Here is a 24,855-nt window from a genome sequence, read left to right on the forward strand (position 1 = left end):
CTGCTTGGGCCGCCGCGGCGCCCCGGAAGTTCCCGGTCTCAGCCGCGCCGGCGCTTCACGGCGTCGGACAGCACCTGCAGCACCTGCAGCGAATCGTCCCAGCCCAGGCAGGCGTCGGTGATGCTCTTGCCGTATTCGAGCTGGGCCGGGTCGTCCTTGCCGGCGTTGAACTTCTGGTTGCCCGGCTGCAGATGGCTTTCCACCATCACCCCGAAGATGCGCCTGGAGCCCCCACCCACCTGGGCGGCGATGTCGCGCGCGACGTCGAGCTGGCGCTCGTGCTGTTTGTTGGAGTTGGCGTGCGAGCAGTCCACCATCAGCGAGGGGTGCAGCTTGGCGGCCTCCAGCTCCTTGCAGGCGACCTCCACATGGGCGGCGTCGTAGTTGGGGGTTTTGCCGCCGCGCAGGATGACGTGGCAGTCCTTGTTGCCCTTGGTCTCGACGATGGCCACCTGCCCGTTCTTGTGCACCGACAGGAAGTGGTGCGCCCGGCTGGCCGCCTGGATGGCGTCGGTGGCGATGCGGATGTTGCCATCGGTGCCATTCTTGAAGCCGATGGGCGCCGACAGGCCCGAGGCCAGCTCGCGGTGCACCTGGCTTTCGGTGGTGCGCGCGCCGATGGCGCCCCAACTGATCAGGTCGCCGATGTACTGCGGCGAGATCACGTCGAGGAATTCGCTGCCCGCGGGCATGCCCAGACGGTTGATCTCCACCAGCAACTGACGCGCGATGCGCAGGCCCTCGTCGATGCGGAAGCTCTCGTCGAGGTAGGGGTCGTTGATCAGGCCCTTCCAGCCCACCGTGGTGCGGGGTTTCTCGAAGTACACGCGCATCACGATCTCCAGCGTGTCGGCGTACTTCTCGCGCTGCGCCAGCAGGCGGCGGGCGTAGTCGACGGCGGCGGCCGGGTCGTGGATCGAGCACGGGCCGATCACGAGCAGCAGCCGGTCGTCCTTGCCCTGCATGATGCGGCGGATGCGCTGGCGGGTCTCGGACACCAGGGTCTCGATGGCCGTGCCGCGGATGGGGAAGAAGCGGATCAGATGCTCCGGCGGCGGCAGCGGCGTCACGTCCTTGATCCTTTCGTCGTCGGTCTGGGAGGTACGGTCGACGGGCGCATACCAACCCTCGATGGCGCTGGCGGACTTGGCGTTCATGGGGTGCGTTCTCCTTGCTCGATCATCAGGGGTGTGGGCCGGTGCCTGCCGCGGCGGTCCCAGGGACGAAAAAAAACCGCCGGAGGGCTTCCGGCGGTTTTCTGGGATTCGGTTGCGGGCTGCAGTTACGCGCTGACCTCTCCTCCGCCGGTGCGGTGCGAGAACCAAAAGTAGGCAAAGAAAAAGGTCGTTGCGCGAGCCATGCGGTTAATGTAGCACGGGTTTGCGGCGCTGCGTCAAGACGGCACGTGGCGGCTGCGCCACGTCAAAGGAGGATGTCGGGCTCGCCCGGCCGCGGCGGGGGCGGCTCCTCGCCGCCTGCGGCCCGCAGCCCGCGCGTGAGTGCCGACCACCACAGCGGCCGGCGTGCCGGCGGCTCCAAGGCCGGGTCGGGGGCGCGCAGCACCTCGAGCTCGCCCAGCATGCGCGAGGCCACGTCCAGGAACTCGCGGCGCAGCAGGGGTTCGTCCACTTCGCGCGCCGAGGCGTCGATCCACACGTCGAGCATCCACTGCACCTCGGTGAAGGTCACGGCATAGTGGCGCAGCTGCTCGGGCAACACGCTGTGGCGGCCCAGCAGGTCGCGCCGCTGCCGCTCCAGGCGCTCGCGCATGTCCAGTTGCAGCCGCATGCGCACCGGCGGGCTGGCCGTGCGCACCTGGCGCACGAACTTCATCAGCTCGGTGTTGACGCGCTCCACCCGCTCGACCAACTCGGGGTCGGGCGGCGCGCGCGGCGGCTCGGGCGGAGGGGCATCGGGGTCGGACATGGCAACCCGGCCGAGAGCAGTGCCGGGCCTGCCAGCGTAGTGCCTGACCCGCCCCCGATCAAGCCTGCTGGGCTGCTGGTGGGCCGCACCGTGCAAAAGCTCTCGGCAACTCTTCACGCCCGCCGCATGGGGCCGGGGCGGGGCCGGTGTGTCAGGCCGTGCCGCCGACGGTAAGGCCGTCGATGCGCAAGGTGGGCTGGCCCACCCCCACCGGCACGCTCTGGCCTTCCTTGCCGCAGGTGCCCACGCCGCTGTCCAGGCGCATGTCGTTGCCGATCAGACTGACGCGCGTGAGCGCATCGGGGCCGTTGCCGATCAGCGTGGCGCCCTTCACCGGGTACTGGATGCGGCCGTCCTCGACCCAGTAGGCCTCGCTGGCCGAGAACACGAACTTGCCGCTGGTGATGTCCACCTGGCCGCCGCCGAAGTTCACGGCATACAGGCCCTTTTTGATCGAAGCGACGATCTCCTCGGGCGACTTGTCGCCACCGAGCATGTAGGTGTTGGTCATGCGCGGCATCGGCACATGGGCATAGCTCTCGCGCCGACCGTTGCCGGTGGGCCGGACCTTCATCAGGCGGGCGTTCAGGCTGTCTTGGATGTAGCCGCGCAGGATGCCGTCTTCGATCAGCACATTGCGCTGCGTGACGTGGCCTTCGTCGTCGATGTTGAGCGAGCCGCGCCGGTCAGGCAGGGTGCCGTCATCGAGCACGGTCACGCCCTTGGCCGCCACGCGTTCGCCGATGCGGCCCGAAAAGGCGCTGGAGCCCTTGCGGTTGAAGTCGCCCTCCAGTCCATGGCCGATGGCCTCGTGCAGCAGCACGCCGGGCCAGCCCGGGCCGAGCACCACGGTCATCTCGCCGGCCGGCGCCGGGCGCGATTCGAGGTTGGTGAGCGCGGCCTTCACCGCGTCATCCACATAGCCCTCGATCACCCCGTCGTGGAAATAGCCCAGCCCGAAGCGGCCACCCCCGCCGCCCGTGCCCATCTCCCGGCGGCCGTTCTGTTCGGCGATCACCGTCACACTCAGGCGCACCAGCGGACGCACGTCGGCCGCGATCGTGCCGTCGGCGCGCGCCACCAGCACCACGTCGTATTCCCCCGCCAGGCCGGCCATCACCTGCACGATGCGCGGGTCGCGTGCACGCGCCAGGCGCTCGACCTTCTCCAGCAACTCGACCTTGCGCGCGCTGTCCAGCGTGGCGATCGGGTCCATCGGTGCATACAGCGTGCGACTGCCCGCCACCTGCGGCCGGTCGACCTTCACGCGGCGGCTCTGGCCGGCCGCGGCAATGGTGCGCACGGTGCGCGCCGCGTCGAGCAACGCCGCCTCGGAGATGTCGTCGGAGTAGGCAAAGGCCGTCTTCTCACCCGAGACCGCCCGCACGCCCACGCCCTGGTCGATGCTGAAGCTGCCCGACTTGACGATGCCCTCCTCCAGGCTCCAGCCCTCGCTGCGCGTGTACTGGAAGTAGAGGTCGGCGTCGTCGATGCGGTGCTCGCCGATGGTGCGCAGAGCGCGGGCCAGGGCGTTTTCGTCCAGGCCGAAGGGCTCCAGCAGCAGCGAGCGGGCAACCGCCAGGCGTTCGAGGGTGGGTTCGCGCGAGATCATGAACTCATTGTAGGCAGGGCCCCGCCCCGCAGGGGCGACGAGGGTTTACCGTCCGTCGACGCTCACCGGCCGGACGCAGGCTCGCCGGTCTGCGCCAGCGCCTTGAGGTAGGCCAGGCCCGCGACCGCACGGCTGCCATACCAGCTCAGCATCTCGCCGTCGACGAGGAGCACCCGCGCGCCGGGCAGCGCCTGCGCCACTTCCTCCCGGTGGCGGCCGCCGAAACGGTAGGGTTCGCTGGACAGCAGCACCGTGTCCACCCCGGCCCGCCGGGCCTCGTCCCAGTCGAACACCGGGTAGCGGGCTGCGCCCCGGGCCCCCCCCGTCACCTCGGGCCAGGTCTGCCAGTTCACGCAGGCCAGCAGCCGCGAGATGTAGGTGTCGCGCGCCACGGTCATCCAGGGCTCGCGCCAGATGCAATACAACACCCGCCGCAGCGGCCAGGGGCCGGCGCCCTCCAGGGCGGCCAGCCCCTCGCGCAGCCGGGCGGCCAGGGCCTGGGCCCGCTCGTGCACCCCGGGCAAGGCGCCGAAGGCCTGCGCCATCTGCCCATACAGCGCGAGGTTGTCCTCGGGCGCACAAGGGTGCGTCACGATCACCTCGGGCACGAACTCATGCAGGGCCTGCACCGTGGGCCACTCGTTCTCGTCGACGTTGACGACCACGTGCGTGGGCGCCAGCGCGCGCAGGGCCTCGAGCTTCACGTCCTTGGTGCCGCCCACCTTGGGCACGGCCGCCACCGCCTCGCGCGGATGGACGCAAAAGCCGGTGCGCGCCACGATCCAGGGCCCCAGGCCCAGGTCGAACAGCAGCTCGGTCACCGAGGGCACCAGGCTGGCAATGCGAGGGGGGTCGAGGGTGGACACCGTCATGCCCTGATCTTGCCTCATACCCGCCGCCGCCCGCGACGCACCAAAGCGGGGAGCGCCCGCATCCTCCGGATAAACCCGATCCGGGAAAACAACACTTTTTCACACCTGGATCTCCCATTCGCAGGCCGCTCGCCCATAATGGTTGGGTCTCTGTGTGGATGCGGCGCCTAGGCGTGAGTGGTTCTCGACGGGTAGAAGCTCCAACTGAACGATGAGCGATAGAAAGGAGCTCTCTCGATGGGCAACAAGCTGTACGTGGGCAACCTCGCCTATTCCATCCGCGACGAAGATTTGAACCAGGCCTTCAGCCAGTTCGGCGCGGTCACCTCGGCCAAGGTCATGATGGACCGCGACACCGGCCGCTCCAAGGGCTTCGGCTTCGTGGAGATGGGCTCGGACGCCGAGGCCCAGTCGGCCATCAACGGCATGAACGGCCAGGCCCTGTCGGGCCGGGCGATCGTCGTCAATGAGGCCCGTCCGCGGGAACCGCGTCCGGGCGGCTTCGGCGGTGGCGGTGGCCGGGGTGGCTTCGGCGGCGGTGGCGGCGGCCGTGGGGGTTACGGCGGCGGCGGGGGTGGCCGTGGCGGCTATGGTGGGGGTGGCGGCGGCTACGGCGGCGGTGGTCGCAGCGGCTACTGAACCCCGTGCCTCACACACAAAACGGCGAAGCTTCGGCTTCGCCGTTTTGTTTGGCGGGGCCGATCAGAACTTGTGCGGGCGCAGCACCTGCACGTCGGCGAAGAACATCGTCACGCCGAAGTGCGGCACGTATTGCTTGAGCACATGCTCGGCGATCTGGTCGGCCACGGCGGCCTCGCAGATCACCTTCATCTCGATCGTGCGGTCGACTTCCCAGGCGCCTTCGCGCACGCCCATGCTGCCTTCGCCGCGCACGTCGTAGACGGTGTAGCCGTGTGCGCCCAGGCGCTTGATGTCGGCCACGAGCTGCTTTTCCAGCGCGGCCTCGGCAATGATCACCAACAGCGTGCGGGGGTGTTTGGTCAGGGCCATGCTCAGGCTCCGGTCAGGGCTTTCGCCAAGGCAATGTACAGCGGGATGCCCACGAGGATGTTGAAGGGAAAGCTCACGCCCAGGGCCGCCGTGATCGACAGGCCGGCATTGGCCTCGGGCACGGCGATGCGCATGGCCGTGGGCGCAGCGATGTAGCTCGCGCTGGCCGCCAGCGTGGCCAGCAGCGCCACCCCGCCGGTGGACAGACCCAGCATCAACCCGACCGCCGCCCCGGCCAGCGACAGCACCGGCGGGGCGATCAGGCCCACGCCGATGACGGCCAGACCGAAGCGCCGCACCTCGGCGAGTCGGGCGCCGGCCACCAAACCCAGCTCCAGCAGGAACAGCGCGAGCACCCCCTTGAAGGGTTCGACGAAAACGGCACGGATGGGCGCCGTGCCCGCCTCGCCGGCGATCGCGCCGATCAACAGCCCGCCCACCAAGAGCAGCACGCTCTTGCCGAAGGCCACCTCGTGGGCCAGCGTGCCCCACCGCACCTCGCGCAGCCGCGACAGCCGCGCCAGCAAGATGCCGGCAATGATGCCCGGCGCCTCCATCACCGCCACCCACAGCGAGGCATGGGACTCATAGGGGATGCCTTGGCGGGTGAGCGCCGCGCTGGCCACCGCAAACGTCACCACGCTCACCGAGCCGTAATGGGCCGCCACCGAAGCCGCATCGGCCATGCTCAGGCGCAGCGCGCGCAGCACCGGATACAGCGCAAACGGAATCAGCAGCCCCAGCGCCATCGTGGCCCCCACCTGCGGCAGCAGCGTCATCAAGGGCTGTCGGGACAGCTCGATGCCGCCTTTCAGGCCGATGGCCAGCAGCAGGTAGATGGACAGCGTCTCGTACAGCGCCTCGGGCAAGCGCAGGTCCGAACGCACCAGGCGGGCGAAGACGCCCAGCAGGAAGAAGAAGACGACGACATCGATCATGATCGGCCGCGATGGTGCCACAAGCGCGGCGGCTGCGGGTGTCAGCCCGGCCGCGTCATCGCCAGCGGGTCGATCCAGCGGTCATAGTCTTCGGGGCTGACGAAGCCGCTTTCGATCGCGGCCTCGCGCAGCGTCAACCCATGCGCATGCGCGGCCTTGGCGATCTGTGCAGCACGGTCGTAGCCGATGTGGCGGTTCAGCGCCGTCACCAGCATCAGGTTGCGCTCCAGGTGCTCGTCGATCACCGCTTCGTTGGGCTCGAGGCCCTGCGCGCAATGCCGATCGAAGCTCTCGCAGGCATCGGCCAGCAAATCGATGCTCTCGAGCACGTTGTGCACCATCACCGGCTTGTACACATTGAGCTGGAAATTGCCCTGGGTGCCGGCAAAGGCCACCGCCGCATCGTTGCCGAAGACCTGCACGCACACCATCGTCAGGGCCTCGCACTGCGTAGGGTTGACCTTGCCAGGCATGATCGACGAGCCCGGCTCGTTCTCGGGGATGCGCAGCTCGCCGATACCGCAACGCGGCCCGCTGGCCAGCCAGCGCACGTCGTTGGCCATCTTCATCAGCCCGCCGGCCAGCGTGCGCAGCGCCGCCGAGCACTGCACCAGCGCGTCGTGCGCGGCCAGCGCGAAGAACTTGTCCGGCGCGCTGCGGAAGGGGTGGCCGGTGAGCTGCTCCAGGTGCCAGGCCGTGCGCTCGCCGAATCGCGGGTGCGCATTGAGCCCGGTGCCCACGGCCGTGCCGCCGATGGCCAGGTCGTACAGACCGTCCAGCGTCTGGCGCACCGCACGCAGGCCGAAGTCGATCTGCGACACCCAGGCGCCGATTTCCTGGCCCAGGGTGATCGGCGTGGCATCTTGCAGGTGGGTGCGGCCGGTCTTCACCAAGTGCTCGTAGGCGCGGGCCTTCACTTCCAGCGTGTGGCGCAGCGCCTGCACCGCCGGGAAGAGCCGCTCGTGGAGCTGCTCCACCACGGCGATGTGCATCGCGGTGGGAAAGGTGTCGTTCGACGACTGCCCGCGGTTGACATGGTCATTCGGGTGCACCGGCTGCTTGCTGCCCAGCACGCCGCCGGCGCGCTCGATCGCGCGGTTGGCGATCACCTCGTTGGCGTTCATGTTCGACTGCGTGCCCGAGCCGGTCTGGAACACCACCAGCGGGAAATGCTCGTCCAGCCGCCCATCGGCCACCTCCTGGGCGGCCGGCTCGATCAGCGCCACCAGCTCCGCCGGCAGCTCGCCCAGCTCAGCATTGGCCCGCACGGCCGCCAGCTTGAGCAGGCCCAAGGCGCGAATGAGGGGGCGTGTCCACACGAAGCGCGGCACACCGATCCTGAAATGCTGGATCGAGCGCTGCGTCTGCGCGCCCCAGTAGCGGTCGGCGGGCACCTCGATGGGGCCCATGGTATCGGTCTCGATGCGAGTGGGCATGTGCGTCTCCCGGCCATCGCGCGGCGGATGGCCCGGGCCCAACGATAGCGCCGATGCCCGGCGCTGTGTGCCGATCGCGCCAAGATCCGTCGCGAGGGCCTGTCACAGCCGCTTACGGCTCGACACAGTCATTTGCAGGCCTTGATTCCTAGAATGCCGTCGCGCCTGCCGGGCGCGATGCACCACAAGAGTCAGAGAGGACTTTCCATGCTGCACACCACCGTGCCGCTGGCCGACGCCGTCGGCAAGCACATCAGCGACTTCTGCGCTTTCGCTCTCGGCAAAAACGATGGCGCCAACCACTGCGCCCACTTGGTCAGCCACCTGATGGGTTATGAATTCGGCGCCACCTGCAAAAACGCCACGCTGGCGGAAAAGCAGCGCCCCGAAAAAGGCGCTTGCATCCGTGTCGACGAGATCTTCAACCGCTCGCACGATGTCGGCCCCTGGGACGAGCGTCCCGCGCATCTCCAGGCATGTCTGATCTTTGTGTGCAGGCGCAGCAACATGCGGCGCCTGGGTCATCGGCTGGTCATGGGGTCGTCCAGGGCCAAGCACGTGGGCATCCACTTGGCCGATACCGTCTGGCACTACAGCAATCGCAGCGACCAAGTCGTCAGTCAACGTGTGGTGGATTTCCGAACGACATTTCGTCGCCAGTACCAGCTCGCCGGAGATCCTGTCGAGTTCTACTACGGGAGCCTGTCATGAAAGCGCTCCTCCTTGCCGTCAGGGTCACGTTGCTTGTGGGAAGCCTCGCGCTGCCACCTGGGCTACTGTCTTCCCCCCTCGAGCCCAGGTCCGGACGTCCAGCCACGATCGACCCTTCTGTTCCCCCGGAGAGTGCGCAGCTCATTCAGCTCTTCCTCGAAAACGCTCACCAGCCCAGTGCCAATACCCCTTGCGACAACTCGCCGGATGCCAAACGCCGCACCTTGCGCGAGGAACTGTCGATGCTGCTGGGATATGGCGTGAGGATGTCGGCCCAACACTACCTGTCGATGCGAACGATCTGCGAGCCCGGCCAAGCCCAGCGGCCCGACGGATCGCTGGTGGACGTGTGGGTCTGTTCCTTCCATGTCGAAACGACCGATGCCCGCAGGCGCCCTCAACAGGGAGGTTTGATCATGGGCTCGTTCACGCGGTCGAGCTGGGAGCTGCTGCCCCACACACTGCACTGCTCGTGAAGGCAGCCGTGAGGCTTTATTGTTGAGAACGCACCTGTGGCAGCTCGGAGCCGCCTTGATGCTGGCAGGCTGCGCGCACGCTCCCATCGACCCTTGGACAGGCGAGCGAGTGGCCATCGATCCCACCCAACCGCCGCGAGGGGCGCAGATGGTGCAGCTCTTCCTGAGCCAGGGCAGCGCATCGCTGCGCGGCTCGGGTTGCATGTCCAACGAAGCGCTCGACGCCCGGCTCACGCTCCGGGAGCGGCTGGCGCAGGTCTTGGGAGAGGCGCTGGATCACCCCGAGCATCACCGTGCCGTGCTGCAGGGAGCCTGCAAGGCCGATCAGGTGGAAGCGCCCAACGGACAGGTCGTCGACGCGTGGGCCTGCTCGCTCAACGTGGTGCAGGAGGACGTCACCGAAGGTTTCGTGGCGAACACCTTCGTGCGGGGCCACTTCACCAAGGATCGCTGGCACCTCGTGCCGGGCAGCCTGCTGTGCCTGTGAGGGTCCTCACTCCCCTCTGCGCTTCTTGCGCGCCCGCCCGGCAAACAGCCGGTCGAACCAGGCATTGGGCAGCGCGCGCAGCAGCTTGGCCACCACGCCCATCTGCCAGGGGATGACGCGGTAGCTGGTGCCGGCGTCGATGGCGGCGAAGGCGCGCTCGGCGAAGGCCTCGGCGCTCATCAGGAAGGGCATGGGGTAGCGGTTCTCGCGGGTGAGCGGGGTGTCGATGTAGCCGGGCAGCAGGGTCACCACCGGCACACCGTAGGGGCGCATCTCGCCGCGCAGGCTTTCGCAGTAGTTCACCACCGCGGCCTTGCTGGCGCAGTAGGCGCCATGGCCGGGCAGCCCGCGGATGGCCGCCACGCTGGCGATGCCCACCAGGCGGCCCGAGCGGCGTGCGCGCAGGCCCTCGATGAAGGGATGGAAGGTGGCGGCCATGCCCAGCACATTGGTCTCGAGGGTGGCGCGCATCACGTCCAGGTCGTCGAAGATGGCCGTGTCCATGCCCACGCTGATGCCGGCATTGGCGATCACCACCTGGGGCAGTCCCTGGGTTTCGATGCAGGCGCGGCCGGCGGCGGCCAGGGCCTGCACGTCGCGCACGTCGGCGGCATATACCGCGCAGTCCTCGGCCGTCCAGCCCTGGGCCCGCGCCCAGGCCTCGGTCTCGGCCGCGCGGCGCGCCACCAGAGCCAGGCGCCAGCCCGCGCGGTGGAAGCGCTGCGCCAGCGCCTGGCCGATGCCGCTGGAAGCCCCGGTGATGTACACCAGCGGCCGGCTCATGAGGCACCCCCGCTGTGCCGCGCCGGGGGCAACACGCCCTGCACTCCGCCGCGCAACTCGAGCACACGCCGGGCATGGTCGTAGACCAGGGCCTGGCCGGACAACTGCATCGCGCCTTGCACCAGCGTGACCGGCAGGTCCGACACGATGCGCTGCGCATCGACGAAGAACTGCAGCTCCTCGCCGCGGAACTCCATCGGCTGGTCCAGGGGATCGCGCGCCGGGTCGGCCCCGGCCTCACGGACCACACGGGCCCCGCCGACCAGGCGCACCAGGCTGCCGTCGCCCTCGGCCTGGGCCTGGCGCGCGGTGGCCACCGTGACGCGGCCGTTCGCGTCGGTATGGCGCACTCGCACCTCGTCGATCTCGAGCCGGTCGGTATCGGGATAGTGGCGCAGGGTGCGCCCCTCCAGGCGCAGGCCAGGCAGGCCGGCGCCGCTGTAGTGCTGTACGGAAAAGCGTTGCATCACGTAGTCGGGGTCGCTGCGCGGCGGGCGGTTTTCGCCCGGCATCTCGGGCACCGGGGTGCTGCGCACCAGCCAGTAGGTCAGGCCGGCCAGCACGGCCATCAGCACCACCGGCAGCGAGGCCGTGAGCCGGTCCAGCGCCTGGGCCCAGCGCGACAGCCGCGGCCGCCCGGCCGGCGCGCCGACCTCGATGCGGCCCAGGCCGGTTCGCGCGTCGGTAGGGCCTGCGCCGCCCACTTCAGGCCCCGGCCGCCGCGCGGCCGTCGTCCAGGGTCTGCAAATGGCCCTGCAGCAGCCGGGCGTAGCGTCCGCTGGCCATCAGCAGCAGGTCGCAGAACTCGCGGGCCGCACCCTCGCCGCCGCGCAGCGTGCACACATGGTGGGCCACGGCCTTGGCCTCGGCGTGGGCATTGGCCGGTGCGCAGGCCCAGCCGGCGCGCACCATCAGCGGCAGGTCGGGCCAGTCGTCGCCGATCACGGCCACCTCGGCCCAGGCCCAGCCGCGCTCGTCCAGCAGCGCCTGGGCCACCGCGAGCTTGTCGGCCACCCCAAAGCGGGCTTCGACAACGCCCAGGTCGCCCAGGCGGCGGCGCACCGCGGGCGAATCCCGGCCGGTGATGACCACCGGCTCGATGCCGGCGCGTGCCAGCAGCTTGATGCCATGCCCATCCAGCACGTGGAAGGCCTTGAAGGCTTCGCCGTCCTCGCCGATGTACAGCCGCCCGTCGGTGAGCACGCCGTCCACGTCGAAGATCGCCGCCCGCAGGCCCTGGGCGCGCAGCAGCAGCTCGGGCGGCGCCGACAGCGCCGGTTGCAGCTCGCGGCTCATCAGATCACCTTGGCACGCATCAGGTCGTTGCTGTTGAGCGCCCCCACCAAGCGGCCGGCCTCGTCGACCACCAGCACCGAGGTGATGCGGGCCTCCTCCATCAGGTCGGCCGCCTCGACCGCCAGGGCGTCGGCTCGCACCGTGCGGGGCTGGCGGGTCATCAGCTCGCCGGCCGTCAGGCCGCGCAGGTCGCGGCCCTGCTCGATCTGGCGGCGCAGGTCGCCGTCGGTGAAGATGCCCAGCACCCGGTCATCGGCATCGACGATGGCCGTGGCGCCCAGGCCCTTGGCAGACATCTCGCGCATCATCGCCGAGAAGCCCGTCTCGGGCCGCACGCGCGGCACGGCTTCGCCTTGGCGCATCACGTCGCGCACATGGGTGAGCAGCTTGCGGCCCAGGGCACCGCCCGGGTGTGAGCGTGCGAAGTCCTCCTCGCGAAAGCCCCGGGCGTCCAGCAGCGCCACCGCCAGCGCGTCGCCCAGGGCGATCTGCGCGGTGGTGCTGGCCGTGGGCGCGAGATTGAGCGGGCAGGCCTCCTGCGCCACCGAGGTGTCGAGCATCACGTCGCTGTGGCGCGCAAGCGTGGACGCAGCGCGTCCGGTCATGCCGATCAGGCGCACGCCCAGGCGCTTGAGCAAGGGCAAGATGGCGGTAAGCTCGTCGCTCTCGCCGGAGTTGGAGATCGCGATCACCACGTCCGAGGGGGTGACCATGCCCAGGTCGCCGTGGCTGGCCTCGGCGGGGTGGACGAACATCGCCGGCGTGCCGGTGGAGGCCAGCGTGGCGGCGATCTTGCGGCCCACATGGCCGCTCTTGCCCATGCCCATCACGACGACGCGGCCGCTGCAGCCGAGGATGGTCTGCACGGCCCGGGCGAAGGGTTCGCCCTGGCGGTCGCGCAGGGCCAGCAGCGCCTGGGCCTCGATCTCGAGGGTCTGGCGGGCCAGCGAGATGGCACGGTCGGCGTGGTATCCGGGAGCAGACGGGCTGGACATGGGTGCAGGCCGCCAAGCGGCGCGGCTCGTTTACGATCCGCAGATTCTAGGCGCCGGGCCCGGCTCGCGCCGGCCTTTCCTGCGCACGACATGGCCTCCACCCTCGATCTCGTCCTGCTGTACCTGCTGGCTGCCGTGCTGGGGGTGGTGACCTGCCGCAGCCTGAAGCTGCCCCCGATGCTCGGCTACCTGGTCGTGGGCGTGCTGATCGGGCCCAACGCGACGGCCCTGGCCAAGGATTCGGCCGGCATCCGCTATCTCGCCGAGTTCGGCGTGGTCTTCCTGATGTTCGTGATCGGGCTGGAGTTCAACCTGCCCAAGCTCAAGAGCATGCGCCGCCTCGTCTTCGGGCTGGGCCTGAGCCAGGTGGTGGGCACGGTGGTGCTGGCCGTGGGCGGCAATGCCCTGCTGGCCTTCGGGCTGGGCCTGGTGGGCCGCTCCTGGGATCTCGCCTGGCCCGCTGCACTGGCCCTGGGCGGCGCGCTGGCGATGTCGTCCACCGCCATCGTGGTCAAGCTGATGGCCGAGCGGCTGGAGCTCGACAGCGAGCACGGCCGGCGCGTGATCGGCGTGCTGCTGTTCCAGGACCTGGCCGTGGTGCCCTTCCTGGTGCTCATCCCCTCGCTGGGCGCGGCCGCCGAGGCGATGGCCCGCGACCTGGGCCTGGCCCTGCTGAAGGCCATGGCGCTGCTGGGTGTGCTGCTGGTGGGGGGTCAGCGCGTGATGCGCTGGTGGCTCACCCTGGTGGCGCGGCGCAAGAGCGAGGAGCTCTTCATCCTCAACGTGCTGCTGGTCACCCTCGGGCTGGCTTGGCTGACCGAACACGCCGGGCTGTCGCTGGCCCTGGGCGCCTTTGTCGCGGGCATGCTGATCGCCGAGACCGAGTACAAGCACCAGGTCGAGGCCGACATCCGGCCCTTCCACGACGTGCTGCTGGGCCTGTTCTTCATCACCATCGGCATGCTGCTGGACTGGCGCGTGGTGTGGCAGCAATGGCCGCTGGTGCTGCTGCTGCTCACGCTGCCGCTGCTGTTCAAGTTCGCCTTCATCGCCGCGCTGGCCAAGCTCTTCGGCTCGCCCACCGGCGTGGCGCTGCGCACCGGGCTCTACCTCGCCCAGGCCGGCGAGTTCGGCCTGGTGCTGCTCAACCTCGCCACCGATCGCGGCCTGGTGCCCACCGACCTGCGCAGCGCGGTGCTGGCCGCCATGGTGCTGTCGATGCTGGCCACGCCCTTCATCATCCAGCATGCCGACCGCATCGTGATGCGCCTGTCGGGCAACGACTGGATGCTGCAGTCGGTGCAGCTCACCAGCATTGCGAAAAAGTCCATCCGCACCGAAGCCCACGTGATCATCTGCGGCTATGGCCGCAGCGGCCAGAACCTGGCCCGGCTGCTGGAGGCCGAGGGCATTCCCTATATGGCCCTGGACCTCGATCCCGACCGCGTGCGCCAGGCCGCCGCGGCCGGCCAGAGCGTGGTCTTCGGCGACGCGGCTCGGCTGCAGAGCCTGGTGGCCGCCGGCCTGTCGCGCGCCAGCGCGGTGGTGGTGAGCTACCACGACACGCCCTCGGCGCTGAAGATCCTGCAGCTCGTGCGCGAGCACGCCCCGAAGGTGCCGGTGATCGTGCGCACCATCGACGACGCCAACCTCGAACGCCTGCGCGCGGCCGGCGCGGCCGAGGTGGTGCCCGAAGCGATCGAGGGCTCGTTGATGCTGGCCTCGCATGCGATGGCCCTGGTGGGCGTGCCGATGCGCCGGGTGCTGCGCCGCGTGCAGGAGCAGCGCGAGGCCCGCTACAGCCTGCTGCGCGGCTACTTCCACGGCGCCGACGACAGCGGCGTCGACGACCTCCACACGCAGCGCCTGCAGTCCGTCACCCTGCCCGCAGGCTCGCCCTGGAGCGGCCAGCCGCTGCACCGCCTGGCGCTGGAAGCCCTGGGCGTGCAGGTGGTCTCGGTGCGCCGCGCCCAGGGTGCGGTGGTGCGGCCCGACCTGGAGCTGCTGCTCCACGGCGACGACACCCTGGTGCTCTCGGGCCTGCCCGAGGCCCTGGCCCGCGCCGAGGAGCGCCTGCTGGCGGCCTGAAGGGCTTCGCGCGCACAGCGCGCAAAGCCCGCAACCTCCCGGGGATTTGTCGGCGCTTCTGGCGGCCGGCCCCGGATGGGGCGACGATCGCGCTGTCCGTGCTACCCATCAGTCGCCATCTGAACAGGAGCGTTCCCATGCTGCACCGCCGCCAGTTCCTCGCCGGATCCGCCGCCTTCACCCTCGGCGCGTTCGGGGCCCTGGGCTTTGCGCCCGCCTGGGCGCAGAACGCGCCCGACCTGGGCACGCCCAGCCTGCCCAGTCCCGGCTTCGCCCGGCTGCGCATCGGTGACGTCGACATCATTGCCGTCAACGATGGCGTGGCCCGCCGCCCGCTGGCCGAGGGCTTCGTGCGCGACGTGCCGCTGGCCCAGGTCCAGGCCGCGCTCAGCGAGGCGGGCCTGCCCACCACACATGTGGACATCAGCTTCACGGCCTTCGTCGCGGTCATGGGCGAACGCCGCATCCTGATGGACACCGGCAACGGCAGCTTCGGGGCCCCCACCACCGGCCGGCTGCTGGCCAACCTGCAGGCTGCCGGCATCGCGCCCGACAGCATCGACACCGTGGTGATCACTCACTTCCATGGCGACCATATCAATGGCCTGCGTCACCGCGACGGCCAGACGCCCTTCACCCGGGCCGAGGTCTGGGTGCCCGAAGTCGAATGGGCCTACTGGATGGACGACGCCCGCATGAACGCCGCCCCCGAAGCGATGCGCGGCGCCTTCCAGAACGTGCGTCGCGTCTTCGGCCCCATCGCCGGCCAGGTGCGCCGGTTCGCGCCGGACGCCACGCTGATGCCGGGCCTGCGCGCCGTCTCGGCCCATGGCCACACCCCGGGCATGTCGATGTTCGAGGTCGAATCGCGCGGCCGGCGCTTCCTCAACATGGCCGACCTGTCCAACATCGCCGCCCTGTTCGTGCGCCAGCCCGACTGGGCGGTGAGTTTCGACATGGACCCCCAGGCCGCCCGCGCCGTGCGTCGCAAGATCCTCTCGATGGCGGCCCAAGACGGCGTGACGGTGGGGGGCTACCACTTCCCCTTCCCGGCCTTCGGCACCATCCGGGCCCGCGGTGACGGCTACGACTTCACGCCGGTCTCGACCTGAGTCTCGCCCAGGCATGCAGCGCCGTCTCGCCCTGCACGGCCTGGTCGCGCTGGGGCTGGGGCCCTCGCTAGGCCGCGCCCAAGGCCAGGAGGCCGCACTCCTGGCCGCCCTGCGCGAGGGCGGCACCGTGCTGATGCTGCGCCATGCCCGCACCGAGCCCGGCGTGGGCGACCCCCCCGGGTTCCGCCTGGGGCAATGCCATACCCAACGCCAGCTCTCCGAGGCCGGCCGGGCGCAGGCACGGCGCATCGGCCAGGCCCTGGCGGCGCACGGACTCGTGCCCACGGCCGTGCGTTCCAGCGGCTGGTGCCGCTGCATCGACACGGCCGAGCTGGCGTTCGGCCGGCACGAGGTCTGGCCCGCGCTGCACTCCTTCTTCGCCGAGCGCGCCGGTCAGCGCGAGCCGCAGACCGCCGCACTGCGGCTCGCGCTGACACGCTTGCCGGCGCAGGGCTTCGAGGCCTGGGTCACCCACCAGGTCAACATCACGGCGCTCACCGGCGCCTGGGTCGACATGGGTGAGGCGGTGGTGCTCCGCGAAGGCCCCGATGGCGGCACAATGCTGGGCCGGCTGAGCCTGGGCGACTGAGACGCGCGCGGGCGGCCCGCCCGCCTCTTTGCGCCCCTGCCATGGACACCTCCGACTACATCAAGCGCCACATCCGCACCGTGCCCGACTGGCCCTCGCCGGGCGTGCAGTTCCGCGACATCACACCGCTGCTGCAAAACCCCAAGGTCTTCCGCGTGCTGATCGACCAGTTCGTGCACCGCTACTTCGACACCACCGTGGACGTGGTGGCCGGACTGGACGCGCGCGGCTTCATCATCGGCTCGGTGCTGGCCTACGAGCTCAATGTGGGCTTCGTGCCAATCCGCAAGAAGGGCAAACTGCCCTTCACGACGGTGGAGGAGACCTACGAGCTGGAATACGGGTCGGCCACGGTGGAACTGCACACCGACGCCGTGAAGGCCGGCGACCGCGTCGTGCTGATCGACGACCTGATCGCCACCGGCGGCACGATGATGGCGGGCAAGCGGCTGCTCGAACGCCTGGGCGCCTCGGTGATCGAGGGGGCGGCCATCGTCGAGCTGCCGGAACTGGGCGGCGGCGCCAAGCTGCGCGCGGCCGGCCTGCCGCTGTTCACCCTCGTGAGCTTCGAGGGACACTGAGGGCGCCAGGGCCGGCCCGGCCGGGCCTGCTCAGGTCATCGGCATGCGGTGAGCCAGATTGGAGCGCATGCGGATGGCCATCACCGCACCGGCTGCGCGCAAGACCTCCAAGGCCACCGCGGGCATGCGCGCGGCCAGCTCCTCCAGGCGCGGCAGACGCAGCGCGTAGATCACGCCGGGGGTCATGGCCTCCACGGTGGCCATGCGCGGGCCCTCGGCAAACAGCGAGGGCTCGCCCATCACCGCGCCGGGACGCAGGATGGCCACCTTGTTGGCGCCGGGCGCGGCACCGGGCACGAAGACCTGCATCGTGCCCTGGGCCAGGAAGTACATCGCGCGGTCGCGGTCCCCCTGGCGGATCACCTGGTCGCCCATGCGCACCTCGTGGCGGGTGAGGAATTGCGTGAGAGTGCGCCATTGCTGGGCATCGAGACGCGGACGGAAGGCGTCCTCGGTGTTGAGCGATTGCACCGCCTGGATCAACTCCTGGGCTTCCATGTTCTTCTGTCCTTTGCACGGCTGCGCTGCCGTCGCGCTGCGCACACGCTCAGCACCCCGGCATCGAACACACCATTATGGGCCGGGGGCCCAAGGCCCCACAATGCCGCCCCCCGCAGCCGGGTGGCCTGCCGCGCGCCCGTCGGCGCCCGTTACTTGCCGATGCAGAACTTGCGGAAGATCTCGCCCAGCAGCTCATCGGGCGTCATGCGGCCGGTGATCTCGCCCAGGGCCTCGTGGGCCAGCCGCAGCTCCTCGGCCAAGAGGTCCAGTGCGGCATCGGCCGCGCGCGCGTGGTCGTGCGCCCGCGCCAGATGCTCGGCCGTGCGGCGCAGCGCGCGCAGGTGGCGCTCGCGCGCGATGAACACCCCCTCGGGCTGCGCATGCCAGCCCACCTGTTCGAGCAGCAGGCGGCGCAGGGCCTCCAGGCCCTCGCCGGTCTTGGCCGACAAGGCCACGTGCGGCTGCGGTAGGCCCGGCGGCAGGCCGCGGGCATCGAGCTTGTTGTAGACGTGCACCACCTGCGGGCCCGGCGGCAGCCGCCCGGCGATGTCGGTCTCGCCGGCGTCATAGTCCGTCTGCCCCAGGCGCGTGAGGTCGTGCAGAAAGAGCACCACATCGGCCTGGGCGATCTCGCTCCAGCTTCGTGCGATGCCGATGCGCTCGACCTCGTCGGTGGCCTCGCGCAGCCCCGCGGTGTCGATCACATGCACCGGCACGCCCTCGATCTGGATGGTCTGGCTGACCTTGTCGCGGGTGGTGCCGGGGATGGGGGTGACGATGGCCAGTTCCGCCCCGGCCAGGGCGTTGAGCAGCGAGCTCTTGCCCACATTGGGTTGGCCGGCCAGCACGAGCCGGATGCCTTCGCGCAGCAAGGCGCCCTGGTGCGCCTGGTCCAGCAGCGCCTGAAGGGCCGTGCGCACGCCGTCGAGCTGGCCGCGTGCGTCGGCCTTTTCGAGGAAGTCGATCTCCTCCTCGGGAAAGTCCAGCGTGGCCTCCACCAGCAGGCGCAGACGCACCAGCCGCTCGCGCAGGCCCTCCACCTGCTGCGAGAAGGCACCGGCCAGCGAGCGGCCGGCCGACCGTGCAGCGGCCTCGGTGCTGGCCTCGATCAGGTCGCTCACCGCCTCGGCCTGGGCCAGGTCGAGCTTGTCGTTCAGAAAGGCCCGCTCGGTGAACTCGCCGGGCTCGGCCAGCCGCAGCCCCGGCAAGGCCTGCGCCGCCACATCCAGGCAGCGCGCCAGCAGCAACTGCAGCACCACCGGGCCGCCATGGGCCTGCAGCTCCAGCACGTCCTCGCCGGTGTAGGAATGCGGCGCCGGGAAGTACAGCGCCAGGCCGTGGTCGATGGCCTGGCCCTGTGCATCGGTGAAAGGCAGATAGTGCGCATGGCGCGGCACGAGCGAGCGGCCCAGCAGGGCGCGCACGAAGCCCGAGAGATCGCGCCCGGACACGCGCACGATGCCCACCGCCCCGCGACCGGGGGCGGTGGCGATGGCAACGATCGGGTCGTGATGTCGGGGCAGCATGGCCGGCATTGTGCGCACAAAAACACGAACGCCCCGAGGCGCTCACCCCGGGGCGTTGCGCTCGGGCCGTAGACGCCTCAGCTCTTGGGCGAGAACTTCAGGTCCAGCACGCCGAGCTTCTTGTTGATGTACCACTGCTGAGCGATCGACAGAAGGTTGTTCGTCAGCCAGTACAGCACCAGGCCGGCCGGGAAGAAGAAGAACATCACCGAGAACATCAGCGGCATGATCCACATCATCTTGGCCTGGATCGGGTCGGGCGGCGTGGGATTCAGCCAGGTCTGCAGCAGCGTGGAGGCCGTCATCAGCAGCGGCAGGATGTAGTACGGGTCCTTGGCCGAGAGGTCATCGATCCACAGGATCCACGGCGCGTTGCGCATCTCCACCGACGACAGCAGCACCCAGTACAGCGCGATGAACACCGGGATCTGGATCAGGATGGGCAGGCAGCCGCCCATGGGGTTGACCTTCTCCTCGCGGTAGATGCGCATCATCTCCTGCTGCATCTGCTGCGGCTTGTCCTTGTAGCGCTCGCGCAGCTCGGTGATGCGCGGCGCCACGGCCTTCATCTTGGCCATCGAGCGGTAGGCACTGGCGTTCAGGCCATAGAAGGCCGCCTTGAGCAGCACCACCAGGGCGACGATGGACCAGCCCCAGTTGCCCAACAGGGCATGGAGCTTGTCGAGCAGCCAAAACAGCGGCTTGGACAGGATGGTGAACCAGCCGTAGTCCTTCACGAGCTCCAGCCCCGGCGCCAGCGCGGCGAGCTTCTTTTCCTCCTGCGGGCCCACGAAGAGCGTGGTCTCGACGGTACGGCTTTCGCCGGCGGCCACCGGCGGCAGCGGCACGACCATCGCGATCGAGTACAGGTTGTTGCTCACCTTGGCGGTGCGGAACTCGCGGGCCAGCCGGTCATGGCCGGGCACGTTGAGCAGCCAGGCCGAGGCGAAGTAGTGCTGCACCATCGCGATCCAGCCGTTGTCGGCCGGTGCGGCCGTCTCGGCCTTGCCACGTTCGATGTCCTTGAAGTCGATCTTGTGGAACTTCTTCTGGTCGGTATAGAGCGCCGGGCCGGTGAAGGTAAAGTAGAAGGCCGACTCGCCCGGAGGCGGGTTGCCATCGCGCACGAGCTGCAGATACAGCTGTGGCTCGCGCGGGGCCTCGGCGCGGTTGATCACCTCGTGACGCACACCGATGGTGTACTGGCCGCGCTGGAAGGTATAGGTCTTGATGTACTGCAACCCGCCCACCACCGGCGAGCTCAGCTTCACCTCCAGACGATCCTGGCCGTCGGCCAGGCGGCGCGCACCGCCCTCCTCGGCCGTCATCACGGTGAAGTGGTTGGGAAAGCGCTCGCCGGCGTCGTCCTTGTTGATCAGGCCGGTCTGGGCCAGGTAGACCCGCTGGGCCGACTGGTCGAGCAGCACCACGTTGCGGCTGCGGTCCTCCTGATCGGCGTAGTTCAACAGCTCCAGGTGACTCAGCGTGCCCCCCTGGGTGTCGATCACGGCCTTGACCACGTCGGTGGTGATCTCCAGCCGTTGCGCCGCGGCGCTGCCGGCCGCAGGCGCAGGTGCCTGGGTGGCGATGCTGCCGGGCGTGGCTCCTGCGGCGGGCGCAGGCAGCGCGGCGGCCGAGGCGGTGCCGTCGGCCGGCGCCGCGGAGACCGCCGGCTGCTGGGCCACTGGCGTCGGCGAGAACATCGACGGCCGGCCGGTGTGCTTGTTCCAGGCATCCCAGAGCAGGATGAGGGACATCGAGAACACCACCCACAGGATGGTGCGGCGCATATCGGTCATGGAGACGGCTCGCTGTTGGTAGGAGACGGGACACCCGGAGCGGGGCCGGGCTCGAGGTGGCGGGTGAACAGGCCCGCCGGCCGCGCAGCGCCCCCGGTGCTGCGCGGGGGCACCGGGTCATGGCCTCCCTGGCACCAAGGGTGACAGCGCAGCAGCCGGCGCGCGGCAAGGTAGCTGCCCATGGCCGCGCCATGGCGGTCCAGCGCCTGCAGGGCATAGGCCGAGCAGCTCGGTTCGAAGCGGCAGTCGCCGCCCACCCAGGGGCTGAAAAACCACTGGTAAGCGCGCACCAGGGCCTTGAGGGCCGCGGCGATCATGCTGCCCTCCCGGCCCCACGCCGCGCGGCGGCGTTCATCAGGGCCTCGGCCTCGGCGCGCACGGCGCGGCGCAGCGCCGTGGAATCGGCACTGGGGAATTGTTCAGGATCGAAGGCGGCACGCAGGCGAGCCACCCACATCCCGCCGGGCAGGGCCGGGGCATGGCGCGCGAAAGCCGCGTACATCTGCCGCTTGAGCACATTGCGCGTGACCGCACGGCGCGCCCAGCGCTTCGGGATCACCACGCCGACGGCCAGCGTGCGGGCCGTGACCGCTGAGACATCCACAAGGGGCGCCACCTCAGGCTCGCCCCCTGTTGACAACTTAGCCCCAACGGGCAGGTGGTGCAGCACGAAGTGCGGGCTGCGGGCTGCGATGGCCGAAGCACCGGCCCCCAGAACCCGTTCGAAATCGGCGCGGCGCGAAAGCCGCACCAGGTGGGCAGGGGCTGCAGGCAGGGCCAAGCCGGCGTTCGCCGCGCTGCCAGGGTCAGACGGCCAGGCGCTTGCGGCCCTTGGCGCGACGGGCATTGATGACCTTGCGGCCGCCCTTGGTCTTCATGCGCACCAGGAAGCCGTGCGTGCGGGCGCGGCGAACCTTGGAAGGCTGGTAAGTACGTTTCATGATCGGATCCTCTCGGAGAACTCCGCCCGGGCCGGACAGCCTGGGGGCGTCAAAACCACTGCGGGGCACAGGCCCGGCATGGGGTTGGGGGGCCTCCCGGCACCTGCCGCGCCCACCGCTGCCGCTCACCCTTGCCGCGGTGTGCACGCCCTGGGCATGACATCACGTGCAAGGTGCCTGGGCGCAGGCTCACGAAAGTCCGGGAAACCCTCAATTACACCAAATGCCACCCTTGGTGGTCAATGACTCTGCCGCCAAGCCAAGTGGCAGGCCGGGGTTTATCCGAACACATATTCTGTGGATAAGTCGTCCTGGCACGGCCGTGCAGGGCTAGAATCGCGCGGCTCCAGAAATAAGTTTTCCACAATTCCATGAGCTCCGACTTGTGGCAGCGCTGCTGCGAACGACTCGCCGCCGAACTGCCCGAACAGCAATACGCCACCTGGATCCGTCCCCTGCCCCCAGGCCAGCTCGCGCAGGGCGAGGCCGGACCGGTGCTGTCCGTGCGCGTGCCCAACCGGTTCAAGCTGGACTGGATCCGCAACCAGTACGCCGCCCGCATCGAAACCCTGCTGGCCGAGCTGCATGGCCAGCCGGTGCGGCTGGAACTGACGCTGGCACCGCGCGAGCACATGCCTGCCCGGCCGGTGGCTGCGGCCCCCTCAGCGCCGGCCGCATCGGCCCCCATGGGAATGAACGGCTCGGCCAGCCCGGCCGTGGCGCCGGCCCCGCCGGCGCCGCAGCCTTCACGCCACCGGCTCAACCCCAGCCTGACCTTCGACACCCTGGTGCCCGGCCGGGCCAACCAGATGGCCCGCACCGCCGCGCTGCATGTGGCCGGCGCCCCGGGCCAGATGTACAACCCGCTGTTCATCTACGGCGGGGTGGGCCTGGGCAAGACCCACCTGATGAACGCCGTGGGCAATGCCTTGCTGGCCGACCGGCCCGACGCCAAGGTGCTCTACCTGCACGCCGAGCAGTTCATCTCCGACGTGGTGAAGAACTACCAGCGCAAGACCTTCGACGAGCTCAAGGCCAAATACCACCAGCTCGACCTGCTGCTGATCGACGACGTGCAGTTCTTCGCCGGCAAGGACCGCACCCAGGAGGAGTTCTTCAACGCCTTCGAGGCCCTGCTGGCCAAGAAGGCACACATCATCATGACCAGCGACACCTACCCCAAGGGGTTGGTGGACATCGACGAGCGCCTGACCAGCCGCTTCGACTCGGGCCTGACCGTGGCCATCGAGCCGCCCGAGCTGGAGATGCGCGTGGCCATCCTGATCAAGAAGGCCGAGACCGAAGGCGCCCAGATGCCCGAGGACGTGGCCTTCTTCGTGGCCAAGAACGTGCGCGCCAACGTGCGCGAGCTCGAAGGCGCGCTGCGCAAGATCCTGGCTTATTCACGGTTTTCCCACAAGGAAATCAACATCGCGTTGGCCCGCGAGGCGCTCAAGGACTTGCTCTCGATACAAAACAGGCAGATCTCGGTCGAGAACATCCAGAAGACCGTGGCCGACTTCTACAAGATCAAGGTGGCCGACATGTATTCGAAGAAGCGGCCCGCCTCGATCGCCCGGCCGCGCCAGATCGCGATGTACCTGGCCAAGGAGCTCACGCAGAAGAGCCTGCCCGAGATCGGCGAGCTCTTCGGCGGTCGCGACCACACCACCGTGCTGCACGCGGTGCGCAAGATCGGCGGCGAGCGCAGCAAGAACACCGAACTGAACCAGCAGTTGCACGTGCTGGAACAGACCCTCAAAGGCTGAGGCCCTCTCCTTTCTTCACCCGCTTGACTGGCACAAGGGAAACACTGTTGTCAAAGCACAAAGCTGGGGACAAGTTTCGAACAAGCCCCGTCTTGTCCACAGGCCGGCGCGCCGGCGCGAAGTTGTTGTCGGTTCGCCCGCGCGTTTGCCCGGCGGCCGGCCACAGGCTTGTCCCTGGCCCAAGGCCTTGATCGAACGAGACAAAATAGCGTTTTCCACAAAAACACCGGCCCCCTACTACGGCTACCACCTCAAGAGGTTCACATGATTGTGTTGAAAGCACCCCAGGACCAAGTGCTCGGCGCCCTGCAGGCCGTGGCCGGCATCGTGGAGCGCCGCCATACCCTGCCCATCCTGGCCAATGTGCTGATCCGCAAGACCGGGGCCCAGGTGGAGTTCACCACCAGCGACCTGGAAATCCAGGTGCGCACCACGGCCGAGCTGGATGGGGATGCCGGCCAGTTCAGCACCTCGGTGGGGGCGCGCAAGCTGATCGACATCCTGCGCTCGCTGCCGGCCGACCAGGTGGTGTCGCTGTCGGCCCATCAGAACAAGCTCACGCTGACCGGCGGCAAGAGCCGCTTCACGCTGCAGACCCTGCCGGCCGAGGATTTCCCGCTGGTGCAGGAAGCCGCCGACTTCGGCCCCAGCTTCAGCGTGCCGCAAAAGACGCTCAAGGGCCTGATCGGCCAGGTGCACTTCGCGATGGCGGTGCACGACATCCGCTACTACCTCAACGGCATCCTCTTCGTCGCCGAAGGCAAGCAGCTCACGCTGGTGGCCACCGACGGCCACCGCCTGGCCCTGGCCAGCGCCACGCTGGACGTGGAGATGCCGCGCCAGGAGGTCATCCTGCCGCGCAAGACCGTGCTGGAGCTGCAGCGCCTGCTCAAGGACGAAGACACCCCCATCGAAATGCGCTTTGCCGGCAACCAGGCCAAGTTCAACTTCTCGGGCATGGAATTCGTCACCAAGCTGGTCGAGGGCAAGTTCCCCGACTACAACCGCGTGATCCCCAAGAACCACAAGAACAGCCTCACGCTGGGCCGTGCGGCGCTGCTGGCCAGCCTGCAGCGCGCGGCCATCCTCACCAGCGAGAAGTTCAAGGGGGTGCGCATCAACATCGAACCGGGCCTGCTGCGCATCGCCTCGAGCAATGCCGAGCAGGAAGAAGCCAAGGAAGAACTCGAGATCGACTACGGTGGCGACACCATCGAGATCGGCTTCAACGTGACCTACCTCGTCGACGCCCTGGCCAACATGAACCAGGACATGGTGAAGGTGGAGCTGCAGGATGCCAACTCCAGTGCGCTGATCACCATCCCGGACGACAACGGCTTCAAGTACGTCGTGATGCCGATGCGGATCTAGCCCCGCCTGAGGCGGCCAGTTGCCGCCGTGCGCTT

The 24,855-nt window shown here is 69.2% G+C and carries 27 protein-coding genes; 10 read left to right on the forward strand and 17 right to left on the reverse strand.

Annotation, left to right across the window (positions count from 1 at the left end; translation table 11 throughout):
• Positions 1–38: 38 nt before the first annotated feature.
• From AC1ECW_RS02885 to AC1ECW_RS02900, 4 genes are all read right to left on the reverse strand, one after another.
• A complete protein-coding gene (locus AC1ECW_RS02885) occupies positions 39–1,157 on the reverse strand; it encodes a 3-deoxy-7-phosphoheptulonate synthase (protein ID WP_409707064.1) in 1,119 nt (372 codons plus the stop codon).
• A 265-nt stretch (positions 1,158–1,422) separates the two neighbouring features.
• Positions 1,423–1,926: a hypothetical protein gene (locus AC1ECW_RS02890; protein ID WP_409707067.1), complete on the reverse strand. Its 504-nt coding sequence runs from the start codon at positions 1,924–1,926 to the stop codon at positions 1,423–1,425.
• Positions 1,927–2,077: 151 nt separating this feature from the next.
• Positions 2,078–3,538, reverse strand: a complete 1,461-nt coding sequence (gene tldD / locus AC1ECW_RS02895) for a metalloprotease TldD (RefSeq protein ID WP_409707070.1) — start codon at positions 3,536–3,538, stop codon at positions 2,078–2,080.
• Between the two features lie 62 nt (positions 3,539–3,600).
• On the reverse strand, positions 3,601–4,410 hold the full coding sequence (locus AC1ECW_RS02900; protein ID WP_481201158.1) for a helical backbone metal receptor: 810 nt from the start codon (positions 4,408–4,410) through the stop codon (positions 3,601–3,603).
• 237 nt (positions 4,411–4,647) lie between these two features.
• Between AC1ECW_RS02900 and AC1ECW_RS02905 the strand changes: the two genes are divergently transcribed.
• Complete coding sequence (locus tag AC1ECW_RS02905; protein WP_481201159.1) at positions 4,648–5,049, forward strand: RNA recognition motif domain-containing protein; 402 nt, start codon at positions 4,648–4,650, stop codon at positions 5,047–5,049.
• Between the two features lie 63 nt (positions 5,050–5,112).
• Here the strand turns inward: AC1ECW_RS02905 and AC1ECW_RS02910 are convergent, their stop codons facing one another.
• From AC1ECW_RS02910 to fumC, 3 genes are read right to left on the reverse strand one after another with little or no spacing between them, the layout of a single operon-like run.
• Entirely contained in the window at positions 5,113–5,421 is a 309-nt protein-coding gene (locus tag AC1ECW_RS02910) for a P-II family nitrogen regulator (RefSeq protein WP_481201160.1), read from the reverse strand.
• A gap of 2 nt (positions 5,422–5,423) precedes the next feature.
• Positions 5,424–6,359, reverse strand: a complete 936-nt coding sequence (locus AC1ECW_RS02915; protein ID WP_409707079.1) for a sodium-dependent bicarbonate transport family permease — start codon at positions 6,357–6,359, stop codon at positions 5,424–5,426.
• A 41-nt stretch (positions 6,360–6,400) separates the two neighbouring features.
• Positions 6,401–7,795 (reverse strand): class II fumarate hydratase, encoded by a 1,395-nt coding sequence (gene fumC / locus AC1ECW_RS02920; RefSeq protein ID WP_409707082.1) that lies wholly within the window; start codon positions 7,793–7,795, stop codon positions 6,401–6,403.
• 207 nt (positions 7,796–8,002) lie between these two features.
• Here fumC and AC1ECW_RS02925 point away from each other — a divergent pair, with 207 nt between their 5' ends.
• From AC1ECW_RS02925 to AC1ECW_RS02935, 3 genes are all read left to right on the forward strand, one after another.
• Positions 8,003–8,506 carry a hypothetical protein gene (locus AC1ECW_RS02925; RefSeq protein WP_409707085.1) on the forward strand — a complete coding sequence of 168 codons (504 nt, stop codon included), beginning with the start codon at positions 8,003–8,005 and terminating at the stop codon, positions 8,504–8,506.
• Complete coding sequence (locus tag AC1ECW_RS02930; protein WP_481201161.1) at positions 8,503–8,982, forward strand: hypothetical protein; 480 nt, start codon at positions 8,503–8,505, stop codon at positions 8,980–8,982. The genes AC1ECW_RS02925 and AC1ECW_RS02930 overlap by 4 nt, the downstream gene beginning before the upstream one ends.
• Positions 8,983–9,091: 109 nt before the next feature.
• Positions 9,092–9,469 carry a hypothetical protein gene (locus AC1ECW_RS02935; protein WP_481201162.1) on the forward strand — a complete coding sequence of 126 codons (378 nt, stop codon included), beginning with the start codon at positions 9,092–9,094 and terminating at the stop codon, positions 9,467–9,469.
• A 6-nt stretch (positions 9,470–9,475) separates the two neighbouring features.
• On the opposite strand, the gene AC1ECW_RS02940 is transcribed toward AC1ECW_RS02935, so the two are convergent.
• Genes AC1ECW_RS02940 through AC1ECW_RS02955 form a run of 4 tightly spaced genes read right to left on the reverse strand, consistent with a single transcriptional unit; the run spans position 9,476 to position 12,543 of the window.
• Positions 9,476–10,252 (reverse strand): SDR family oxidoreductase, encoded by a 777-nt coding sequence (locus AC1ECW_RS02940; protein WP_409707094.1) that lies wholly within the window; start codon positions 10,250–10,252, stop codon positions 9,476–9,478.
• On the reverse strand, positions 10,249–10,956 hold the full coding sequence (lptC, locus tag AC1ECW_RS02945; protein ID WP_409707097.1) for an LPS export ABC transporter periplasmic protein LptC: 708 nt from the start codon (positions 10,954–10,956) through the stop codon (positions 10,249–10,251). Before lptC ends, AC1ECW_RS02940 begins: the two co-directional genes overlap by 4 nt.
• Position 10,957: 1 nt before the next feature.
• Positions 10,958–11,548 carry a KdsC family phosphatase gene (locus AC1ECW_RS02950; RefSeq protein WP_481201163.1) on the reverse strand — a complete coding sequence of 197 codons (591 nt, stop codon included), beginning with the start codon at positions 11,546–11,548 and terminating at the stop codon, positions 10,958–10,960.
• Complete coding sequence (locus AC1ECW_RS02955; RefSeq protein ID WP_409709579.1) at positions 11,548–12,543, reverse strand: KpsF/GutQ family sugar-phosphate isomerase; 996 nt, start codon at positions 12,541–12,543, stop codon at positions 11,548–11,550. The genes AC1ECW_RS02950 and AC1ECW_RS02955 overlap by 1 nt, the downstream gene beginning before the upstream one ends.
• Before the next feature lie 90 nt (positions 12,544–12,633).
• Here AC1ECW_RS02955 and AC1ECW_RS02960 point away from each other — a divergent pair, with 90 nt between their 5' ends.
• The 4 genes from AC1ECW_RS02960 to AC1ECW_RS02975 all read left to right on the forward strand — a co-directional run bounded on the left by AC1ECW_RS02960 (position 12,634) and on the right by AC1ECW_RS02975 (position 16,913).
• Positions 12,634–14,631: a monovalent cation:proton antiporter family protein gene (locus AC1ECW_RS02960; RefSeq protein WP_481201164.1), complete on the forward strand. Its 1,998-nt coding sequence runs from the start codon at positions 12,634–12,636 to the stop codon at positions 14,629–14,631.
• A gap of 137 nt (positions 14,632–14,768) precedes the next feature.
• Positions 14,769–15,743 carry an MBL fold metallo-hydrolase gene (locus AC1ECW_RS02965; protein ID WP_481201165.1) on the forward strand — a complete coding sequence of 325 codons (975 nt, stop codon included), beginning with the start codon at positions 14,769–14,771 and terminating at the stop codon, positions 15,741–15,743.
• A 13-nt stretch (positions 15,744–15,756) separates the two neighbouring features.
• Positions 15,757–16,332, forward strand: coding sequence for a histidine phosphatase family protein (locus AC1ECW_RS02970; protein WP_481201166.1), 576 nt, complete (start codon positions 15,757–15,759; stop codon positions 16,330–16,332).
• Positions 16,333–16,373: 41 nt separating this feature from the next.
• Positions 16,374–16,913, forward strand: coding sequence for an adenine phosphoribosyltransferase (locus AC1ECW_RS02975; RefSeq protein WP_481201167.1), 540 nt, complete (start codon positions 16,374–16,376; stop codon positions 16,911–16,913).
• A gap of 30 nt (positions 16,914–16,943) precedes the next feature.
• On the opposite strand, the gene AC1ECW_RS02980 is transcribed toward AC1ECW_RS02975, so the two are convergent.
• The 6 genes from AC1ECW_RS02980 to rpmH form a co-directional block, all read right to left on the reverse strand.
• Positions 16,944–17,411: a cyclic nucleotide-binding domain-containing protein gene (locus tag AC1ECW_RS02980; protein WP_481201168.1), complete on the reverse strand. Its 468-nt coding sequence runs from the start codon at positions 17,409–17,411 to the stop codon at positions 16,944–16,946.
• Between the two features lie 152 nt (positions 17,412–17,563).
• Positions 17,564–18,940, reverse strand: a complete 1,377-nt coding sequence (gene mnmE, locus AC1ECW_RS02985; RefSeq protein WP_409706903.1) for a tRNA uridine-5-carboxymethylaminomethyl(34) synthesis GTPase MnmE — start codon at positions 18,938–18,940, stop codon at positions 17,564–17,566.
• A gap of 77 nt (positions 18,941–19,017) precedes the next feature.
• Positions 19,018–20,739 carry a membrane protein insertase YidC gene (gene yidC, locus AC1ECW_RS02990; protein ID WP_481201169.1) on the reverse strand — a complete coding sequence of 574 codons (1,722 nt, stop codon included), beginning with the start codon at positions 20,737–20,739 and terminating at the stop codon, positions 19,018–19,020.
• On the reverse strand, positions 20,736–21,056 hold the full coding sequence (gene yidD / locus AC1ECW_RS02995) for a membrane protein insertion efficiency factor YidD (RefSeq protein WP_409706909.1): 321 nt from the start codon (positions 21,054–21,056) through the stop codon (positions 20,736–20,738). Before yidD ends, yidC begins: the two co-directional genes overlap by 4 nt.
• Positions 21,053–21,586, reverse strand: a complete 534-nt coding sequence (locus AC1ECW_RS03000; RefSeq protein WP_481201170.1) for a ribonuclease P protein component — start codon at positions 21,584–21,586, stop codon at positions 21,053–21,055. Before AC1ECW_RS03000 ends, yidD begins: the two co-directional genes overlap by 4 nt.
• A complete protein-coding gene (gene rpmH / locus AC1ECW_RS03005; RefSeq protein WP_019561239.1) occupies positions 21,546–21,680 on the reverse strand; it encodes a 50S ribosomal protein L34 in 135 nt (44 codons plus the stop codon). The genes AC1ECW_RS03000 and rpmH overlap by 41 nt, the downstream gene beginning before the upstream one ends.
• A 371-nt stretch (positions 21,681–22,051) precedes the next feature.
• On the opposite strand from rpmH, the gene dnaA reads away from it, so the two are divergent.
• Together dnaA and dnaN are read left to right on the forward strand one after the other, a co-directional pair.
• Positions 22,052–23,449 carry a chromosomal replication initiator protein DnaA gene (gene dnaA, locus AC1ECW_RS03010; protein ID WP_409706915.1) on the forward strand — a complete coding sequence of 466 codons (1,398 nt, stop codon included), beginning with the start codon at positions 22,052–22,054 and terminating at the stop codon, positions 23,447–23,449.
• A gap of 264 nt (positions 23,450–23,713) precedes the next feature.
• Positions 23,714–24,820 (forward strand): DNA polymerase III subunit beta, encoded by a 1,107-nt coding sequence (dnaN, locus tag AC1ECW_RS03015; RefSeq protein WP_481201171.1) that lies wholly within the window; start codon positions 23,714–23,716, stop codon positions 24,818–24,820.
• Positions 24,821–24,855 lie beyond the last annotated feature (35 nt).

This window comes from Caldimonas hydrothermalis (assembly GCF_056746695.1).

Coding starts and splice junctions, on each gene's coding strand:
- AC1ECW_RS02950 (WP_481201163.1), bottom strand. CDS start 11,548: ATGAGCCGCGAGCTGCAACCGGCGCTGTCGGCGCCGCCCGAGCTGCTG.
- mnmE (WP_409706903.1), bottom strand. CDS start 18,940: ATGCTGCCCCGACATCACGACCCGATCGTTGCCATCGCCACCGCCCCC.
- AC1ECW_RS02925 (WP_409707085.1), top strand. CDS start 8,003: ATGCTGCACACCACCGTGCCGCTGGCCGACGCCGTCGGCAAGCACATC.
- rpmH (WP_019561239.1), bottom strand. CDS start 21,680: ATGAAACGTACTTACCAGCCTTCCAAGGTTCGCCGCGCCCGCACGCAC.
- AC1ECW_RS02915 (WP_409707079.1), bottom strand. CDS start 6,359: ATGATCGATGTCGTCGTCTTCTTCTTCCTGCTGGGCGTCTTCGCCCGC.
- AC1ECW_RS02930 (WP_481201161.1), top strand. CDS start 8,503: ATGAAAGCGCTCCTCCTTGCCGTCAGGGTCACGTTGCTTGTGGGAAGC.
- AC1ECW_RS02970 (WP_481201166.1), top strand. CDS start 15,757: ATGCAGCGCCGTCTCGCCCTGCACGGCCTGGTCGCGCTGGGGCTGGGG.
- AC1ECW_RS02965 (WP_481201165.1), top strand. CDS start 14,769: ATGCTGCACCGCCGCCAGTTCCTCGCCGGATCCGCCGCCTTCACCCTC.
- AC1ECW_RS03000 (WP_481201170.1), bottom strand. CDS start 21,586: ATGCCCGTCGCGCCAAGGGCCGCAAGCGCCTGGCCGTCTGACCCTGGC.
- AC1ECW_RS02885 (WP_409707064.1), bottom strand. CDS start 1,157: ATGAACGCCAAGTCCGCCAGCGCCATCGAGGGTTGGTATGCGCCCGTC.
- yidD (WP_409706909.1), bottom strand. CDS start 21,056: ATGATCGCCGCGGCCCTCAAGGCCCTGGTGCGCGCTTACCAGTGGTTT.
- AC1ECW_RS02900 (WP_481201158.1), bottom strand. CDS start 4,410: ATGACGGTGTCCACCCTCGACCCCCCTCGCATTGCCAGCCTGGTGCCC.
- dnaA (WP_409706915.1), top strand. CDS start 22,052: ATGAGCTCCGACTTGTGGCAGCGCTGCTGCGAACGACTCGCCGCCGAA.
- tldD (WP_409707070.1), bottom strand. CDS start 3,538: ATGATCTCGCGCGAACCCACCCTCGAACGCCTGGCGGTTGCCCGCTCG.
- fumC (WP_409707082.1), bottom strand. CDS start 7,795: ATGCCCACTCGCATCGAGACCGATACCATGGGCCCCATCGAGGTGCCC.
- dnaN (WP_481201171.1), top strand. CDS start 23,714: ATGATTGTGTTGAAAGCACCCCAGGACCAAGTGCTCGGCGCCCTGCAG.
- AC1ECW_RS02980 (WP_481201168.1), bottom strand. CDS start 17,411: ATGGAAGCCCAGGAGTTGATCCAGGCGGTGCAATCGCTCAACACCGAG.
- AC1ECW_RS02910 (WP_481201160.1), bottom strand. CDS start 5,421: ATGGCCCTGACCAAACACCCCCGCACGCTGTTGGTGATCATTGCCGAG.
- AC1ECW_RS02955 (WP_409709579.1), bottom strand. CDS start 12,543: ATGTCCAGCCCGTCTGCTCCCGGATACCACGCCGACCGTGCCATCTCG.
- AC1ECW_RS02940 (WP_409707094.1), bottom strand. CDS start 10,252: ATGAGCCGGCCGCTGGTGTACATCACCGGGGCTTCCAGCGGCATCGGC.
- yidC (WP_481201169.1), bottom strand. CDS start 20,739: ATGACCGATATGCGCCGCACCATCCTGTGGGTGGTGTTCTCGATGTCC.
- AC1ECW_RS02975 (WP_481201167.1), top strand. CDS start 16,374: ATGGACACCTCCGACTACATCAAGCGCCACATCCGCACCGTGCCCGAC.
- AC1ECW_RS02960 (WP_481201164.1), top strand. CDS start 12,634: ATGGCCTCCACCCTCGATCTCGTCCTGCTGTACCTGCTGGCTGCCGTG.
- AC1ECW_RS02890 (WP_409707067.1), bottom strand. CDS start 1,926: ATGTCCGACCCCGATGCCCCTCCGCCCGAGCCGCCGCGCGCGCCGCCC.
- AC1ECW_RS02905 (WP_481201159.1), top strand. CDS start 4,648: ATGGGCAACAAGCTGTACGTGGGCAACCTCGCCTATTCCATCCGCGAC.